The organism is Salmonella enterica subsp. enterica serovar Typhimurium str. LT2 (assembly GCF_000006945.2).
Classification (GTDB): Bacteria; Pseudomonadota; Gammaproteobacteria; order Enterobacterales; family Enterobacteriaceae; genus Salmonella; species Salmonella enterica.
In genome coordinates, this window is the sequence record NC_003197.2 from 765817 (window position 1) to 781323 (window position 15507).

Here is a 15507-nt window from a genome sequence, read left to right on the forward strand (position 1 = left end):
TCTGTCAAACCACATGGTTAGCTGGCTGGGCGTAAAGGAATTACCGTACTGTCGCTTTTAACAATTCGAGTTATTTAGGCAATAGACCTGAATGACATAAGGGTCGGAAAGACCTGTATGCTGAAGTACCCGTAGCAGAAAAACTACCGGGCATTAAAGAAATGAAAGTCGAAACTATTGCGGTGGGCAAACATCATAATATGCGTTGTCCGCCTTATATGGGGCATAAAACGATTATTATTTTCCATTTTGAGGTCCTTTCATTGATTTATTGAAAGCATGGATATTTTATCCAGGAAGCGCCAGCAATCTGTGAACCAGATCAACAAAAAACGATCATTTGAAAAATAATTAGTCGGCGATTATGCATATCGTGCTGTGAAATAACGGATTGTTTCTTAAATGTTAGTTATATGTTTTTTATATCCTCTATAAAATATAATATCGCCGCGAAAATAATTATTCGCGACGCCGAAAATAAATGACATAAAAATTAGAAGTTATTTAAAAATAATGAATAGCTATTCACGGCATAAAGCGATAGCCAATTCCGGTTTCGGTAATAAAATGGCGTGGGCGGGTGGGATCTTGTTCCAGTTTCTGGCGTAAATGTCCCATATAGATGCGCAAATAGTGGCTATGCTCCACGGCGTTAGGCCCCCAGACCTGGTTTAATAACTGCCGTTGGGTTAATACTTTGCCGGTATTATTGAGTAATACCGCCAGCAGGCGGAACTCAATCGGCGTCAGATGGATTTCTTCGTCGCCACGGTGGATCAACCGTGCGGCGAGATCGACCGTCACGCCGGAAAAGCGGACGATCGGATCGGCGCAAGGGCTGGCGGCGTGCCGTCGCAGCGCGACACGCAAACGCGCCTGCAGCTCGCCAATGCCGAATGGCTTGCTCAGGTAATCATCAGCTCCGGCGTCAAGCGCGGCAATCTTATCGCTTTCTTCGCTGCGGGCGGAAAGGACAATCACCGGTATTGCGCTCCATTGACGCAGGTCGCGAATAAAATCGATTCCGTCGCCGTCCGGCAGGCCGAGATCGAGAATAATCAGATCGGGCTTTCGCGTGGCGGCTTCCAGTAAACCACGTTGTAATGTTTCAGCTTCATACACGCGCAGGCCGTCGCCTTCCAGCGCGGCGCGCAGAAAGCGGCGGATGGCCTGTTCATCTTCAACAATCAGAACGTTTGTCACATATCCTCATGAAAATCATCAAGTTCAGGTGGCTTTCCTTGCGGCAGCGTCACACGGAAACAGGCGCCGCCCTGCGGTCGATTATAGGCGGTAAGCGTGCCGCCGTGTACCTCTACGATAGCATGGCAAATCGCCAGCCCCAGCCCCACGCCGGGGACGGCGGACTCTTTGTTGCCGCGGGCGAACTTATCGAAAATCTTCTGTTCTTGCCCCGCAGGAATACCCGGCCCGTTATCCCAGACATCCAGTTGTAAACGATCGTCCTTAACCGCAGCATCAATGCCGATACTGGCCTGCGGCCCGGCGTACTTAACGGCGTTTTCCAGCAAGTTGATCAGGACGCGCTCAAATAAGGGGCCATCGACATGGATAAGCGTTAACTGTTGCGGCAGCGACAATGTAATCGGATGCAATAAACCCGGCTCTAACATCTGTAACGCGCTACCGACGACCTCTTCCAGCGTCAGCCACTCTTTTTTAAGATTAAACCCGCCGGACTGAATACGCGCCATATCCAGCAAATTATTCACCAGCCGGGTGGTGTTGAGAATATGCTGGCGGATTTCACTGGCCTGACGCGCGTGGGGCGATCCTGCGCTGGCTAAATCCAGCGTCAAAATTTCCGCCTGGCCGAACAATACCGTCAGCGGCGTGCGTAAATCATGCGACAGCGCCGCCAGCAGAGCGTTGCGAATACTTTCGCGCTCGCTGGCGAGACGCGCCTGTTCTTCGCTGGCGGTCAGCGTCAGTCGTTCCAGCGCGTTGGCGACAAGCAGAGTAAATGTTTCCAGCAGGCGTTGCTGCTCCGGCACCATTAACTGACGCAAATTACCCGGTTCGACGATAGCCAGACCGTACGTTTTATCGGCGCTTTTCAGCGGCAGGATTTGATAAGGCACGCCAGGGAGGGTATCGGTGCCTGCGCCGGCAGGCTGGCCTTTATCAAAACTCCAGCGCGCAATTGCGTCGTCCCACGGCGTCATGCCTTGCTGGTGGGTGAGAGGCAGCAACTTACCGTTAGCATCAGGTAACAAAATTTGGCTGCGCGCCTGGAACGTCGAGGCGATAAACCGCTCGCTGGTCGCGGCGATATCATGTTCGCTACGCCCGACGGCCAGCGCTTTAGACATTTCATATAAATGGCGGGTACGCTGTTCCCGATAACGGGCGACGCGCGCCTGATAGCGCACCCCGGCAGTAAGATTGCCAATCACCAGACCAACCGTCAGCATCACGGCAAAGGTCAGCAAATACTGCACGTCCGAAACGGCGAGCGTACCGCGTGGCGCGATAAAAAAGAGATCGAAACTCGCCACGTTAATCACCGTCGCCACCACCGACGGCCAGCGTCCGTAAAGCAGCGCAATCACCACTACGCCCAGCAAATAGAGCATTACCAGATTGGCGGCGTCGAAGGTGACAAGCCACTGCATAGCGATAAGCGTGGTGATGGCGCAAAGCGCCACGGCGACCAGACAGCCCTGAATCTGCCCACGCCATTTCTCTTTAAAAGGTCGGTTATCAGGCGTTTGCGCCAATGCGCGGGCTGGCGGCTCTTCCAGCGCGACGATCACCTGATCGAGATCCGGCGCGCGCCTGGCAAGACGGTCGGCGAAAGCGTCACGTCGCCACCAGCGTCGCGACGCCGGGCGGCCCATGACGATTTTCCCCAGATTATGCTCGCGGGCATAGCGCACGACCGCTTTCTCTTCGGCGGGATCGGACAGGGTGGCGGTTTCCGCGCCAAGCTCCTGCGCCAGGCGCAGCGCGCTTAAAATAGCCCGCCGTTGCTTTTCCGGTAAGCGGTGTAACGTTGGCGTTTCGACATAGACGGCGTGCCAGACGCTGCCAAGCCGGGAGGCCAGACGCGCCGCGGTACGCACCAGTTTTTCGCTGCCGGTGTTATGCCCGATACACAGCAAAATCGCATCGCGGGTATGCCATACTTTTTCTTCGCCCGGATGCGCGCGCCAGGCGCGCATCTGATCGTCCACGCGATCGGCTGTCCGGCGTAACGCCAGCTCGCGGAGGGCGATCAGATTGCCCTTGCGGAAAAAATGTTCAATAGCGCGTTCCGCCTGGCCGGCGATATACACTTTACCTTCGTTGAGCCGTTGGCGCAGATCGTCGGGCGGCAGATCGACCAGTACGACTTCATCAGCGGCATCAAAAAAGGGATCGGGGACGGTTTCGCGCACCTGAATTCCCGTGACGCCGCTCACCACATCATTCAGACTTTCCAGATGTTGTACGTTCACGGTGGTGAAAACGTCGATTCCCGCTTCCAGCAGCTCTTCAATATCCTGCCAGCGCTTAGGATGGCGTGAGCCAGGCGCGTTACTGTGCGCCAGCTCATCCATTAAAATCAGCGCCGGACGCCGGGCGAGGGCGGCATCCAGGTCAAATTCGCGGATTTGCCGCCCCCGGTGCGAGTGACGTTTTGGCGGCAGAATGGTCAGCCCGTCAAGTAGTGCGGCGGTCTCTTTACGGCCATGCGTCTCTACCACGCCGATCACCACATCCAGCCCCTGCGCTCGCAGCCGCTGCGCTTGCGCCAGCATCGCCCAGGTTTTTCCGACACCTGCGCAGGCGCCGAAGAAAATTTTCAACTTCCCCCGGTGGGGCGGGGGCGTTTGTTCCAACAAGCGATCCGGATCAGGACGCAAGGGTTCGTCGTTCATTTCGCTCTGTGTCCCTGTAGCGCATCCAGCGCCAGATTAAGCTCAACAATATTCACCACCGGTTGCCCAAGAAAGCGCGCCAGCGGCCTGTGCGTATATTCTGCAACCAGTTGCGCGACCTGTTCAACGGGAAGCTGGCGAGCCGCCGCTACGCGGGGGATTTGCCATGCCGCGGCGCCGGGCGTCAGATTATTATCCAGCCCGCTTGCCGAGGCCGTCGCCAGCTCAACCGGAACCGCGGAACTCGCCTGGGGGTTAGCGGCGCGTAGCGCGGCGACGCGGGCCTGTATTTGCGCATCCAGTTCGGGATTGCTGGCGGCCAGGTTGCTTCCGCCCGACGCCAGTGGATTATAAGGCGTATCGGCGGTGGCGGAGGGCCGGCCATGAAAATAGCCCGCGGCGGTAAACGATTGTCCGATAAGCGCTGAGCCGCGTATCACATTGTCTTTATGAATCAGCGAGCCATTAGCCTGCCAGGGAAACCACCACTGCCCCAGCGCCGTGGTCAGAAGCGGATACACGCCGCCAGTCAATAACAGCAGAAATAACATTGTCGAAAAAGCAGGACGTAAACCGATCATCATACACCTCACGCCAGACCCAGCAGGGTCAGCAGCACATCAATCACTTTGATACCAATAAACGGCACCACCAGACCACCCAGACCATAGATCCATAAATTACGGCGCAGCATGGCCGATGCGGAAAGCGGCTTATAACTCACGCCTTTTAATGCCAGCGGGATCAGAAAAATAATAATCAGGGCGTTAAAGATCACCGCGCTCAGAATGGCGGAGTTCGGCGAATGCAGCCCCATCACGTTGAGCGCGTTTAGCTGCGGATAGGTAGCGGCAAACGCGGCGGGAATAATGGCGAAATATTTCGCTACATCATTCGCGATACTGAAGGTGGTGAGCGAGCCGCGCGTCATCAGCATCTGCTTACCGATATGCACCACTTCAATCAACTTGGTCGGGTTAGAGTCCAGATCCACCATATTACCGGCTTCTTTCGCCGCCTGGGTGCCGGAGTTCATCGCCACCGCGACGTCAGCCTGCGCCAGCGCCGGGGCATCGTTAGTGCCGTCGCCGGTCATGGCGACCAGCCGTCCTTCCGCCTGATATTGACGGATCAGCGCCAGCTTGGCTTCCGGCGTGGCTTCGGCAAGAAAATCGTCCACACCGGCTTCGGCGGCAATCGCTGCCGCCGTCAGGCGGTTATCGCCAGTGATCATCACCGTTTTAATACCCATCTTTCGCAGCTGGGCGAAACGTTCTTTAATACCGCCTTTAACGATATCCTTGAGGGCGATAACACCCAGTACGTGCGCGCCCTCCACGACCACCAGCGGCGTCGCGCCCAGGCGCGCCACGTTCTCGACGTTTTGCTCGACATCGGCGGGAAAATGGCCGCCATTGCTCTCGACATGACGCCGAATCGCGTCCACCGAGCCTTTACGGATCATCCGGTTATCGATATTAATCCCGCTCATGCGGCTTTGTGCGGTAAACGGAACAAAGGTGGCATGAAGCGACTGCACATCGCGTTCACGCAGGTTAAAGCGCTGTTTGGCGAGGATCACAATGCTGCGACCTTCCGGCGTTTCGTCGGCCAGCGAAGCGAGCTGCGCGGCGTCAGCCAGCGTGCGTTCGTCCACCCCTCGGGCGGGAATAAAATCGGACGCCTGGCGGTTGCCGAGCGTGATAGTGCCGGTTTTATCCAGCAGCAGCACGTCGACATCGCCCGCGGCTTCTACGGCGCGGCCGCTGGTGGCGATGACGTTCGCGCCCAACATTCGGCTCATTCCGGCTACGCCAATGGCGGAGAGTAGCCCGCCGATGGTGGTGGGGATCAGGCACACCAGCAACGCCACCAACACGGTGACGCTGACCGCGTTACCGCCCCAGGCGGAGAAGGGCCACAGGGTGGCGGTCGCCAATAAAAAGACAATGGTCAGGGCGATGAGCAAAATCGTCAGGGCAATCTCGTTAGGCGTTTTCCGCCGCTGCGCGCCTTCCACCATCGCGATCATCCGGTCAAGAAAGGTTTCGCCAGGATTGACGCTACAGGCAATCACCAGCCAGTCGGAAAGAATTCGCGTGCCGCCGGTGACAGAGGCGAAATCGCCGCCGGACTCGCGGATCACGGGCGCGGATTCGCCGGTAATCGCACTTTCATCCACCGAGGCGCCGCCTTCGATGACCTCGCCGTCGCAGGGAATAATATCGCCCGCTTTGACCAGGACAATGTCGCCTTTCCGCAGTTCAGCGGCGGGCACGTTATCGGCCTGCGCATCATGGCGAGGGGCGCGCAGGCGGCGAGCGAACGCGGTCTTTTTCACCCCTTTCAGACTGTTTGCCTGGGCTTTGCTGCGGCCTTCCGCCAGCGCTTCGGCAAAATTGGCGAACAGTACGGTGAACCATAACCACAGGCTGATAATCCCTGTAAACAAGGCGCTTCCCGCTATTTGTCCTGTTACCATAGCGAGCGTTAACAGAGTGGTTAGCACGCTGCCGGCCCAGACCACAAACATCACCGGGTTACGCCACTGGGCGCGTGGGCTTAATTTTTTTACGGCATCCGTTAGCGCCTGTACGAGTAAAACAGGTTCAAACAGCGCCAGTTGCTTGCGACTCATATCAATGTACTCCACATCGCTCAAGGTAAAGAGAAATGCTCCGCTACCGGGCCAAGCGCCAGGGCAGGAATAAATGTCAGCGCGCCGACCAGCAGTACCGTGCCGATGAGCAGTCCAATAAATAGCGCGCCGTGGGTCGCCAGCGTTCCCTGACTGGCCGGCTGTACTTTTTTACTGACCAGCGAGCCGGCGATGGCCATGACAGGAATAATCACGCCGAAACGTCCGACGAACATGCAGAATGCCAGCAAACAGTTCCAGAAAGGCGAGTTAGCGCTCAGACCCGCAAAGGCGCTACCGTTGTTGTTGGCGGCAGAGGAGACGGCATATAGCACTTCGCTAAAACCGTGCGGGCCAGGGTTCAGCATTGCGCTGCGTCCGGCATCCGTCATCATCGCCAGCGCCGAACCCAACAAGACCAGCATCGGCGTGACCAGAATCGCCAGCGCGGTCATTTTCATTTCGCGCACGTCGATTTTTTTCCCCAGATATTCCGGCGTGCGACCGATCATCAGCCCCGCGATAAACACCGCCAGCAGGACAAACAGCAACATGCCATACAGGCCTGAACCGACGCCGCCAAAGACCACTTCGCCAATTTGCATCAGCCACATCGGCACCATACCGCCCAGAGCGGTAAACGAGTCGTGCATGGCATTTACCGCCCCGCAGGACGCCGCGGTCGTGACGACGGCAAACAGGCTGCTGGCCAGCACGCCAAAGCGTGTTTCTTTACCCTCCATGTTGACGCTACTGTCCGCGCCTGCCGCCAACAGATGTGGATTTCCCTGAACTTCCGCCCACATCACTACCGCTACGCAGACCACAAAAATGAATGACATTGCCCACAGTAGCGCGCGTCCCTGACAGCGATCGCCCGCCGCTTCGCCAAAGGCGAAACAGAGCGCGGCTGGAATCAAAAATATCGCCAGCATCTGCGCCAGATTAGTGAGCGCGGTGGGGTTTTCGAACGGATGCGAAGAGTTGGCGTTAAAGAAACCGCCGCCGTTGGTGCCAAGCATTTTGATCGCCTCCTGCGAAGCAACCGGCCCCATCGGCAAGAGTTGTTTAGCGCCTTCAAGGGTGGTGATGGGCTGATAAGCCGACAGGTTTTGCGGTACGCCTTGTTGGATAAAAAACAGCGCGATAATTAACGCGACAGGAAATAATATCCATAGCGTAATGCGTACCAGATCCTGCCAGGCATTACCCAGCGTGTGCACATTCTGGCGCGTAAAGGCGCGGATAAGCGCAAAAACCACCGCAATCCCGGTCGCCGCCGACAGGAAATTTTGCACCGTCAGCCCGGCCATCTGGCTAAAGTAGCTCAGCGTGCTTTCGCCGCTGTAGGCTTGCCAGTTGGTATTGGTGACAAAGCTGACGGCGGTATTCAGCGCCAGATCCCCGGACAGCCCCGGTAGCCGCTGCGGATTTAAGGGCAGCCACTCCTGCCAGAACAACAGGCAAAACAGGATGCCCAGTCCCAGCAGATTGAGCGTCAGTAGCGCCAGTAAATACTGACGCCAGTTCATTTCGTGGTCGGTAATGCCAAGAGTCCGCCAGAGGATACGCTCAATGCCAGCCACGCCCGGCAACGGAACGGCGGCGATGAGCCTTGCCAGGCCCGAACCCAATGGTTTCGCCAGTACCAATAAAATCAGTAAAAAACTGGCGATCAGTAAAAATCCTTGCGCGGCCATCAGAACGCCTCCGCATTAATCAGGGCATAGACCAGATAACCTAAAAGTAAGAAAACCAGCACGATGCCGGTTATCACGCCTGCACTCACAGAGCACCTCCAGTGGCATTGTTTTACTCCTGAGAAAGGTAATTTTTTGGCTGCAAAGATTTCGCAAAAATTGGCGGGCGGAGTGTAAAAAAAGTATAAAAATGGCAAAGACCATTATTTAACTAATGATTAGTATTAATTTAACCTTTTTGTAACTAATTTACGCTTTGAATGTAAATCTGCTGGAAAAGCGTGAAAATAAGTGGTCGGATGAGTAGTAAAATTACACCGAAAGCGGTACTATTTTAATCAGGTAACGAGGTTCAATTTTTCGGTGCTATTCACCGATTCAATCTATACCGGGGCGGGTAGCGTCGGTATAAAGGGGGGAAACGTATGGAACACTATAAAGACTATCCAGCGCATGTCATTTTTGTCCGTCGTGCTTTCGCGGTGATCGCAGGCGTGCTGGCGCTGCCGGTGATGCTCTTCTGGAAAGACCGCGCGCGTTTTTATAGTTATCTGCACCGTGTCTGGTCGAAAACCAGTGATAAACCGGTATGGATGGCGCAGGCTGAAAAAGCCACCTGCGACTTTTATTAATCGCGACCAGCCTGAAAAACCGTCAGCCGCCACGCTGGCGGTTTTTTTATGCGCCAGGGTCTACACTGTTTAACGCTATTCGCCGTGACGTTTCATCTTTCAGGAGTTGTATGCCCACCCATTTAGTCTGGTTCAGGCGCGATCTGCGTTTACAGGATAACCTTGCGCTGGCCGCCGCCTGCCGCGATGCATCCGCGCGGGTGCTGGCGCTTTATATTTCCACCCCCGCGCAGTGGCAGGCCCATGATATGGCGCCGCGGCAGGCGGCATTCATCAGCGCGCAGCTCAATGCGCTACAGACGGCCCTTGCAGAGAAAGGCATTCCGTTGCTGTTTCATGAAGTGGCGGATTTTAACGCCAGTATTGAAACGGTCAAAAACGTTTGCCGACAGCATGACGTCAGCCATCTGTTTTATAACTATCAGTATGAGTTTAACGAGCGTCAGCGTGATGCGGCGGTGGAAAAAACGCTGCCCTCTGTCATCTGCGAAGGCTTTGACGATAGCGTGATTCTGGCGCCCGGCGCGGTGATGACCGGCAATCATGAAATGTATAAAGTTTTTACGCCGTTTAAAAATGCCTGGTTGAAACGGCTAAAAGAAGATATCCCGCCGTGCGTTCCGGCCCCGAAGATCCGGGTGAGCGGCGCGCTTTCTACACCCTTAACGCCAGTCTCGCTTAACTACCCGCAACAGGCGTTTGACGCCGCGCTTTTCCCGGTGGAAGAAAACGCGGTCATCGCGCAGCTACGTCAGTTTTGCGCGCAGGGCGCAGACGAGTATGCGTTACGGCGCGATTTCCCTGCGGTTGACGGCACCAGTCGGCTTTCCGCCAGCCTGGCGACGGGCGGCCTGTCGCCGCGACAGTGCCTGCACCGATTACTGGCGGAGCAGCCGCAGGCGCTGGACGGCGGGCCGGGAAGCGTCTGGTTGAATGAGCTCATCTGGCGGGAATTTTACCGTCATTTAATGACCTGGTATCCGGCATTATGCAAACACCAGCCGTTTATCCGCTGGACAAAACGCGTCGCGTGGCAGGAAAACCCGCACTATTTTCAGGCATGGCAGAAAGGCGAAACCGGTTATCCCATTGTCGATGCGGCGATGCGCCAGCTTAACGCGACGGGCTGGATGCATAACCGTTTACGCATGATTACCGCCAGCTTTCTGGTAAAAGATCTGTTGATTGACTGGCGGTTGGGGGAGCGCTATTTCATGTCGCAGCTTATTGACGGCGATCTTGCCGCCAATAATGGCGGCTGGCAGTGGGCCGCCTCAACCGGTACTGACGCCGCGCCTTATTTTCGTATTTTTAATCCCACGACTCAGGGAGAGAGGTTCGATCGCGACGGCGAATTTATCCGCCAGTGGCTACCGGCATTACGCGATATCCCTGGAAAAGCGATTCACGAGCCGTGGCGGTGGGCGGAAAAAGCGGGAGTCGTGCTTGATTATCCTCGGCCTATTGTGGAGCACAAACAGGCGAGAATCGCAACGCTTTCCGCCTATGAGGCGGCGAGAAAAGGGGCGTGATACAGGCCCGGTAGCGCAAACTACCGGGCATTCTGCTATCAGGATTCGACGGCCAGCGCGCGGCTTTTGAATTTGAAGGACTGATACAGCCAAATCAGCAGGACAACCCCTACGCAGGCTAACGCGCCCCAGGTGATCTGTTCAAAAACATCCACATAGGCGTTGATGGCGTAATTAACCGCGCCGCTGGCGTCGAAGGCGCTTTGCGAGGTCTGGTCAGCGATGACGCCTGCCAGATAGTTAGCTATCGCGCCGGACAGCAGCATATAAATTCCGGTTAATACGCCGGTGACGCCGGGGATATCAATGCGCGTAATTTGCGACATGGCGACCGGGTCGATAAATAGCTCGGCAAAGCCCATCACCGCCAGTCCCAGCACCATTAGCGGCATTGAAGAGTGTCCGTAAGCGGCGGACCAGCGTGCGCTCAGGGTCAGAATACAGAATCCGGCGCTCATCAGACCGAGACCCAGCGCGAATTTGCCCCAGATACGCACGGTGCGATTACCGCTTACGCTCTCTTTAACCAGCCAGGCCAGGACGACCCCACACAGCATCACGGCAAAGGCGTTCACCGACTGGAACATGGCGGTAGGAACGGAATAGCCCAGAATATCGCGGTTCACAAAGCGGTCGATATACAGGCTGATAGAACTGCCGCCCTGCTGGGCAAACGCCCAGAACAGCATACTGAACAGGGTCAGGGTGACAATCAGCCCCAGTTCTTTGCGCTGTTTGGCCGTTTGCGCCTGGCGATAAATTTTTGCCAGCACGACCAGGCCGATCGCGGTCGCCACGATTAAGGCATAGACAGACCATTCTTTCCAGAACAGAACGGTAATCAGCAACGGCGCCGCTACCAGCAAAATTAACAGCCAGCCCCAGTTCGGCAGCAGGTAGTTTCTGGCGCACAACACGGCTTTATTCACGCCGGTGGTGTGGGTGAAATGACGATTTCCACACAGGAAGATCACTAACCCCGCAAGCATACCAATGGCGGCGAGCGCAAAGCCCATCGCCCAACTGTACTCCTCTTGCACATAGCCGCAGGCGATAGGCGCCACGATCGAACCAATATTGCCCGCTGCGTAAAGCAGCGAGAACCCGCCGTCGCGGCGCGGATCTTCCGGCTGGTACAGTTCGCCCAGCAGGCAGCTAATATTCGATTTAAACAGGCCGTAGCCGCAGACAATGATCGCCAGCGACAGATAAAGGAATGTCGGCGCGATCTCACTGGCGCCCAGCACTAAATGACCTATAGCCATTAAAAATGCGCCCAGCATGACTGCCATTCGGTTGCCAAGCACCTTATCCGCCAGATAGCCGCCAAGAATCGGCGTTACGTAGACCAGCGAACAATAAGCGCTGAATAACTCATAGGCGTGGTTATCGTCGTATTTTAGCTGATTGGTGAGATAAAGAATCAGTAGGGCGCGCATACCATAAAAGCTGAAGTACTCCCAAATTTGCAGGGCGACAACGTAGTAAATAGCGCGGGGTTGAGATGCTTGTTTATTCATCGTATTTCCGGGATAGAGGCACTGCGGCAAGAACGCGGCATTCTCAGATAATGCCTTTCTTTGTGGGCTTATTAAGCCTGCCGTATCGCCGTGTTTCCTTAAAGTTACCAACATGATACAGAACTGATTTTTTCTGCAATATGCGTTCTGATTGCATAAATATACATGAAACCGATCGTGTTTTGCTAAGTAATTTGCGCCAAACCCGGAGGTGATTGTTTCTTGATGTGTCAAACAAATGTTTATCGACGAACGGCTAACGGAAGGCTATGTTAACGGAGACTGAACCCGTAACGGGAAAGTAGAACGTGGGTTAAAGGGAGCGATGATGAAAAACACCGAGCTGGAACAACTGATTAACGACAAGCTGAACAGTGCGGCAATAAGCGATTATGCGCCGAATGGTTTACAGGTCGAAGGAAAAGAGACGGTACAGAAAATCGTTACCGGCGTGACCGCAAGTCAGGCGCTGCTCGATGAGGCGGTGCGTTTGCAGGCCGATGCGGTCATTGTTCATCATGGTTACTTCTGGAAAGGCGAGTCTCCGGTTATTCGCGGCATGAAACGCCGTCGCTTAAAAACGTTACTGGCAAATGATATTAACCTTTACGGTTGGCATCTGCCGCTGGATGCGCACCCTGAGCTGGGCAACAATGCGCAGTTGGCGGCGCTATTGGGCATTACCGTGAAAGGAGAAATTGAGCCGCTGGTGCCGTGGGGAGAGCTCTCAATGCCGGTGCCAGGGCTGGAACTGGCCTCATGGATTGAAGCGCGTCTGGGGCGTAAACCGCTATGGTGCGGCGATACCGGGCCAGAGAATGTGCAGCGTGTCGCCTGGTGTACCGGCGGCGGGCAAAGTTTTATTGATAGCGCCGCCCGCTTCGGCGTGGATGCTTTCATTACCGGCGAGGTGTCTGAACAGACCATTCATTCCGCGCGCGAACAGGGGCTGCATTTTTATGCCGCCGGGCACCATGCCACTGAACGCGGCGGTATTCGCGCCCTGAGCGAATGGTTGAACGAAAACACGGCGTTGGATGTGACGTTTATTGATATCCCTAACCCGGCATAACTGAGAGGCAATAAAGTGCAGCGAGCGCGTTGTTATCTGTTAGGCGAAACGGCGGTCGTCCTGGAACTTGAACCGCCGATTACGCTGGCGAGCCAGAAACGCATCTGGCGTCTGACGCAGCGTCTGGTCGATATGCCGAACGTGGTGGAAGCCATTCCCGGGATGAACAATATCACCGTGATCTTGCGGGAACCGCAAACCCTGGCGCTGGATGCGATTGAGCGTCTGCAGCGCTGGTGGGAAGAGAGCGAGGCGCTGGAACCGGACTCGCGTTCGGTTGAGATCCCGGTGATCTATGGCGGCGCAGGCGGGCCGGATCTGGCGGCGGTGGCACGGCACAGCGGTTTGAGTGAAAAGCAGGTCGTGGAGCTACATGCCTCCGTTGAGTATGTCGTCTGGTTTTTAGGCTTTCAGCCTGGCTTTCCCTATCTTGGGAATTTACCAGAACCGCTCCATATGCCCAGACGCGCGGAGCCGCGCCTGCAGGTTCCGGCCGGTTCTGTCGGCATCGGCGGCGCGCAGACGGGGATTTATCCATTATCCACGCCGGGCGGCTGGCAGCTGATCGGCCTCACGCCGTTGAAGTTATTCGATCCGATGCGGGAGACCCCGGTTCTGCTACGCCCTGGCGATAGCGTACGCTTTGTGCCGCAAAAGGAGGGAATATGCTGAATATTATTCGCGCGGGGATTTATACCTCCGTGCAGGATAGCGGGCGTCACGGCTTTCGTCAGTCGGGGCTGAGTCACTGCGGTGCGCTGGATAAACCCGCCTTTCAGACCGCTAATCTCCTGGTCGGGAACGATGCGAATGCCCCGGCGCTGGAAATCACTCTCGGTCAACTGGTTGTCGAATTTGAAAATGAGACCTGGTTCGCTCTTACCGGCGCAGGCTGCGAGGCGCAGTTGGATGATCAACCGGTCTGGACCGGCTGGCGATTGCCGGTAAAAGCGGGTCAGCGTCTTACGCTGCATCGACCGCTTCACGGGATGCGTAGCTATCTGGCGGTGGCGGGCGGTATTGCTGTGCCGGAGGTGATGGGATCGTATAGTACCGATCTGAAGTCCGGCATCGGTGGGCTGGAAGGACGGCTGCTAAAAGATGGCGATCGGCTGGCGACGGGTAAACCATCGCGACAGTTTAGCGGGCCGCAGGGCGTGAAGCAGTTACTGTGGGGGAATCGCATCCGTGCGCTACCGGGGCCGGAATACCGTGAGTTCGATCGCGCCTCGCAAGAAGCGTTCTGGCGTTCGCCGTGGCAGCTCAGTCCGCAAAGTAATCGCATGGGCTATCGTTTGCAGGGACAATCGTTAACGCGGACAACGGATCGCGAACTGCTGTCGCACGGTTTGCTGCCCGGTGTCGTGCAGGTGCCTTACAACGGCCAACCTATTGTGTTAATGAATGATGCCCAGACAACTGGCGGCTATCCGCGCATTGCCTGCATCATCGAGGCAGATATGTACCATCTGGCGCAGATCCCTCTAGGACAACCGATCCATTTTGTGCAATGTTCGCTGGAGGAGGCGCTCAACGCGCGCCGCGAGCGTCAGCGCTATCTGGAACAGCTTACCTGGCGACTTCAGCATGAACATTGATTTAAATGCGGATTTGGGCGAAGGTTGCGCCAGCGACAGCGAATTATTAACGCTGGTCTCCTCCGCCAATATCGCCTGTGGTTTTCACGCCGGTGATGCGCAAACCATGCTGACCTGCGTGCGCGAGGCGCTGAAAAACGGCGTGGCGATCGGCGCGCATCCCAGCTTTCCGGATCGGGATAATTTTGGGCGGACGGCGATGGTTTTGCCGCCGGAAACGGTATACGCCCAGACGCTGTACCAAATCGGCGCGCTGGGGGCGATTGTCCAGGCGCAAGGCGGCGTGATGCGCCATGTCAAACCGCACGGTATGCTCTATAACCAGGCGGCGAAAGATCCTCATCTGGCACAGGCGATTGCGAAAGCGGTACACGACTATGATCCGTCACTGATACTGGTTGGACTGGCGGGAAGTGAGCTGATCCGGGCCGGTGAGCGCCATCGCCTGGTGACGCGGCAGGAGGTGTTTGCCGATCGCGGCTATCAGGCCGACGGTAGCCTGGTGCCGCGCATGCAACCTGGCGCGCTGATTCACGACGAAGAGCAGGCGCTGGCGCAAACGCTGGATATGGTACAAGCCGGGAGAGTGAAAAGCGTTACTGGCGTGTGGACGACTGTCACGGCGCAAACGGTGTGCATTCATGGCGACGGCGAGTATGCGCTTGCATTCGCTCGCAGGTTACGCGCCGCGTTCAATGCGCGTAATATACACGTTATTGCCTGAGAGCCCGACGATTGAAGCTATTATATTACGGCTGCTAAAAATTATCGTGTTCTGTTCTCTTAATGTCAGGAAGAGGGATTTATTCAATACTATATAAATCCCCTTATAATATATTATTTTAAAAATAACCAAGTGATGCTGTAATAGCCAGTATGATGAGCTTATTGCTGTTAGCAGCAGAGTTTTTGAAAATCATTATGATATTGT

The 15507-nt window shown here is 55.8% G+C and carries 13 protein-coding genes and 16 other annotated features; of the genes, 6 read left to right on the top strand and 7 right to left on the bottom strand.

The features are described from left to right. Nucleotides 1-525 precede the first annotated feature (525 nt). The 6 genes from kdpE to STM0707 all read right to left on the bottom strand — a co-directional run bounded on the left by kdpE (nt 526) and on the right by STM0707 (nt 8318). Nucleotides 526-1211 (bottom strand): response regulator in two-component regulatory system with KdpD gene (kdpE, locus tag STM0702; protein NP_459687.1). Within the gene, nt 526-1203 belong to an annotated coding region; the region does not span the whole gene. Beyond that, nucleotides 1200-3901 (bottom strand): sensory kinase in two-component regulatory system wtih KdpE gene (gene kdpD, locus STM0703; protein NP_459688.1). Within the gene, nt 1200-3884 belong to an annotated coding region; the region does not span the whole gene. Before kdpD ends, kdpE begins: the two co-directional genes overlap by 12 nt. After that, nucleotides 1206-1211 (bottom strand) — a ribosome-binding site (putative RBS for kdpE; RegulonDB:STMS1H001017). It overlaps the preceding gene by 6 nt. Beyond that, the gene (gene kdpC / locus STM0704) for a P-type ATPase, high-affinity potassium transport system, C chain (protein NP_459689.1) occupies nt 3881-4475 on the bottom strand. Within the gene, nt 3881-4465 belong to an annotated coding region; the region does not span the whole gene. The genes kdpD and kdpC overlap by 21 nt, the downstream gene beginning before the upstream one ends. After that, nucleotides 3896-3901: a ribosome-binding site (putative RBS for kdpD; RegulonDB:STMS1H001018), on the bottom strand. It overlaps the preceding gene by 6 nt. Next, nucleotides 4470-4475: a ribosome-binding site (putative RBS for kdpC; RegulonDB:STMS1H001019), on the bottom strand. (Lies within the gene kdpC.) Next, the gene (kdpB, locus tag STM0705; RefSeq protein ID NP_459690.1) for a P-type ATPase, high-affinity potassium transport system, B chain occupies nt 4474-6537 on the bottom strand. Within the gene, nt 4474-6522 belong to an annotated coding region; the region does not span the whole gene. Before kdpB ends, kdpC begins: the two co-directional genes overlap by 2 nt. After that, nucleotides 6532-6537: a ribosome-binding site (putative RBS for kdpB; RegulonDB:STMS1H001020), on the bottom strand. (Overlaps the previous gene by 6 nt.) Before the next feature lie 5 nt (nt 6538-6542). Continuing rightward, nucleotides 6543-8314 (bottom strand): P-type ATPase, high-affinity potassium transport system, A chain gene (gene kdpA / locus STM0706; RefSeq protein NP_459691.1). Within the gene, nt 6543-8222 belong to an annotated coding region; the region does not span the whole gene. After that, the gene (locus STM0707) for a putative outer membrane protein (RefSeq protein NP_459692.1) occupies nt 8222-8318 on the bottom strand. Within the gene, nt 8222-8311 belong to an annotated coding region; the region does not span the whole gene. The genes kdpA and STM0707 overlap by 93 nt, the downstream gene beginning before the upstream one ends. Next, nucleotides 8231-8236 (bottom strand) — a ribosome-binding site (putative RBS for kdpA; RegulonDB:STMS1H001021). (Overlaps the previous gene by 6 nt.) Continuing rightward, nucleotides 8290-8298: a -10 signal (putative -10_signal for kdpA; RegulonDB:STMLTH004695), on the bottom strand. Next, nucleotides 8306-8314, bottom strand: a -35 signal (putative -35_signal for kdpA; RegulonDB:STMLTH004695). Continuing rightward, nucleotides 8313-8318 (bottom strand) — a ribosome-binding site (putative RBS for STM0707; RegulonDB:STMS1H001022). Its footprint overlaps the feature before it by 2 nt. 73 nt (nt 8319-8391) lie before the next feature. Next, nucleotides 8392-8412 (bottom strand) — a protein binding site (putative binding site for KdpE, RegulonDB: STMS1H000240). 221 nt (nt 8413-8633) lie between these two features. Next, nucleotides 8634-8639: a ribosome-binding site (putative RBS for ybfA; RegulonDB:STMS1H001023), on the top strand. Here STM0707 and ybfA point away from each other — a divergent pair. Together ybfA and phrB are read left to right on the top strand one after the other, a co-directional pair. Further along, the gene (ybfA, locus tag STM0708) for a putative periplasmic protein (protein ID NP_459693.1) occupies nt 8634-8854 on the top strand. Within the gene, nt 8648-8854 belong to an annotated coding region; the region does not span the whole gene. (Overlaps the previous feature by 6 nt.) A gap of 100 nt (nt 8855-8954) precedes the next feature. Then, nucleotides 8955-8960 (top strand) — a ribosome-binding site (putative RBS for phrB; RegulonDB:STMS1H001024). Beyond that, nucleotides 8955-10386, top strand: a protein-coding gene (phrB, locus tag STM0709; RefSeq protein ID NP_459694.1) for a deoxyribodipyrimidine photolyase (photoreactivation). Within the gene, nt 8965-10386 belong to an annotated coding region; the region does not span the whole gene. It overlaps the preceding feature by 6 nt. Nucleotides 10387-10424: 38 nt before the next feature. Here the strand turns inward: phrB and ybgH are convergent. Next, nucleotides 10425-11917 (bottom strand): putative POT family transport protein gene (ybgH, locus tag STM0710; protein NP_459695.1). Within the gene, nt 10425-11906 belong to an annotated coding region; the region does not span the whole gene. After that, nucleotides 11912-11917: a ribosome-binding site (putative RBS for ybgH; RegulonDB:STMS1H001025), on the bottom strand. (Overlaps the previous gene by 6 nt.) Before the next feature lie 305 nt (nt 11918-12222). Beyond that, nucleotides 12223-12228, top strand: a ribosome-binding site (putative RBS for ybgI; RegulonDB:STMS1H001026). Between ybgH and ybgI the strand changes: the two genes are divergently transcribed. The 4 genes from ybgI to ybgL all read left to right on the top strand — a co-directional run bounded on the left by ybgI (nt 12223) and on the right by ybgL (nt 15300). Further along, nucleotides 12223-12978 (top strand): putative cytoplasmic protein gene (gene ybgI, locus STM0711; protein NP_459696.1). Within the gene, nt 12235-12978 belong to an annotated coding region; the region does not span the whole gene. Its footprint overlaps the feature before it by 6 nt. A 4-nt stretch (nt 12979-12982) precedes the next feature. Next, nucleotides 12983-12988 (top strand) — a ribosome-binding site (putative RBS for ybgJ; RegulonDB:STMS1H001027). Continuing rightward, nucleotides 12983-13650, top strand: a protein-coding gene (gene ybgJ, locus STM0712) for a putative carboxylase (protein ID NP_459697.1). Within the gene, nt 12994-13650 belong to an annotated coding region; the region does not span the whole gene. It overlaps the preceding feature by 6 nt. After that, nucleotides 13633-13638, top strand: a ribosome-binding site (putative RBS for ybgK; RegulonDB:STMS1H001028). (Overlaps the previous gene by 6 nt.) After that, the gene (ybgK, locus tag STM0713) for a putative carboxylase (RefSeq protein NP_459698.1) occupies nt 13633-14576 on the top strand. Within the gene, nt 13644-14576 belong to an annotated coding region; the region does not span the whole gene. Before ybgJ ends, ybgK begins: the two co-directional genes overlap by 18 nt. After that, nucleotides 14552-14557 (top strand) — a ribosome-binding site (putative RBS for ybgL; RegulonDB:STMS1H001029). (Overlaps the previous gene by 6 nt.) Next, nucleotides 14552-15300 (top strand): putative lactam utilization protein gene (gene ybgL / locus STM0714; protein NP_459699.1). Within the gene, nt 14566-15300 belong to an annotated coding region; the region does not span the whole gene. The genes ybgK and ybgL overlap by 25 nt, the downstream gene beginning before the upstream one ends. The last annotated feature ends 207 nt before the right edge of the window (nt 15301-15507 follow it).

What these genes read in the sequence shown, in the direction of transcription:
- kdpD (NP_459688.1), bottom strand. Translation starts at nt 3,884, where the DNA reads ATGAACGACGAACCCTTGCGTCCTGATCCGGATCGCTTGTTGGAACAA.
- kdpC (NP_459689.1), bottom strand. Translation starts at nt 4,465, where the DNA reads ATGATCGGTTTACGTCCTGCTTTTTCGACAATGTTATTTCTGCTGTTA.
- kdpB (NP_459690.1), bottom strand. Translation starts at nt 6,522, where the DNA reads ATGAGTCGCAAGCAACTGGCGCTGTTTGAACCTGTTTTACTCGTACAG.
- kdpA (NP_459691.1), bottom strand. Translation starts at nt 8,222, where the DNA reads ATGGCCGCGCAAGGATTTTTACTGATCGCCAGTTTTTTACTGATTTTA.
- ybfA (NP_459693.1), top strand. Translation starts at nt 8,648, where the DNA reads ATGGAACACTATAAAGACTATCCAGCGCATGTCATTTTTGTCCGTCGT.
- phrB (NP_459694.1), top strand. Translation starts at nt 8,965, where the DNA reads ATGCCCACCCATTTAGTCTGGTTCAGGCGCGATCTGCGTTTACAGGAT.
- ybgH (NP_459695.1), bottom strand. Translation starts at nt 11,906, where the DNA reads ATGAATAAACAAGCATCTCAACCCCGCGCTATTTACTACGTTGTCGCC.
- ybgI (NP_459696.1), top strand. Translation starts at nt 12,235, where the DNA reads ATGAAAAACACCGAGCTGGAACAACTGATTAACGACAAGCTGAACAGT.
- ybgK (NP_459698.1), top strand. Translation starts at nt 13,644, where the DNA reads ATGCTGAATATTATTCGCGCGGGGATTTATACCTCCGTGCAGGATAGC.
- ybgL (NP_459699.1), top strand. Translation starts at nt 14,566, where the DNA reads ATGAACATTGATTTAAATGCGGATTTGGGCGAAGGTTGCGCCAGCGAC.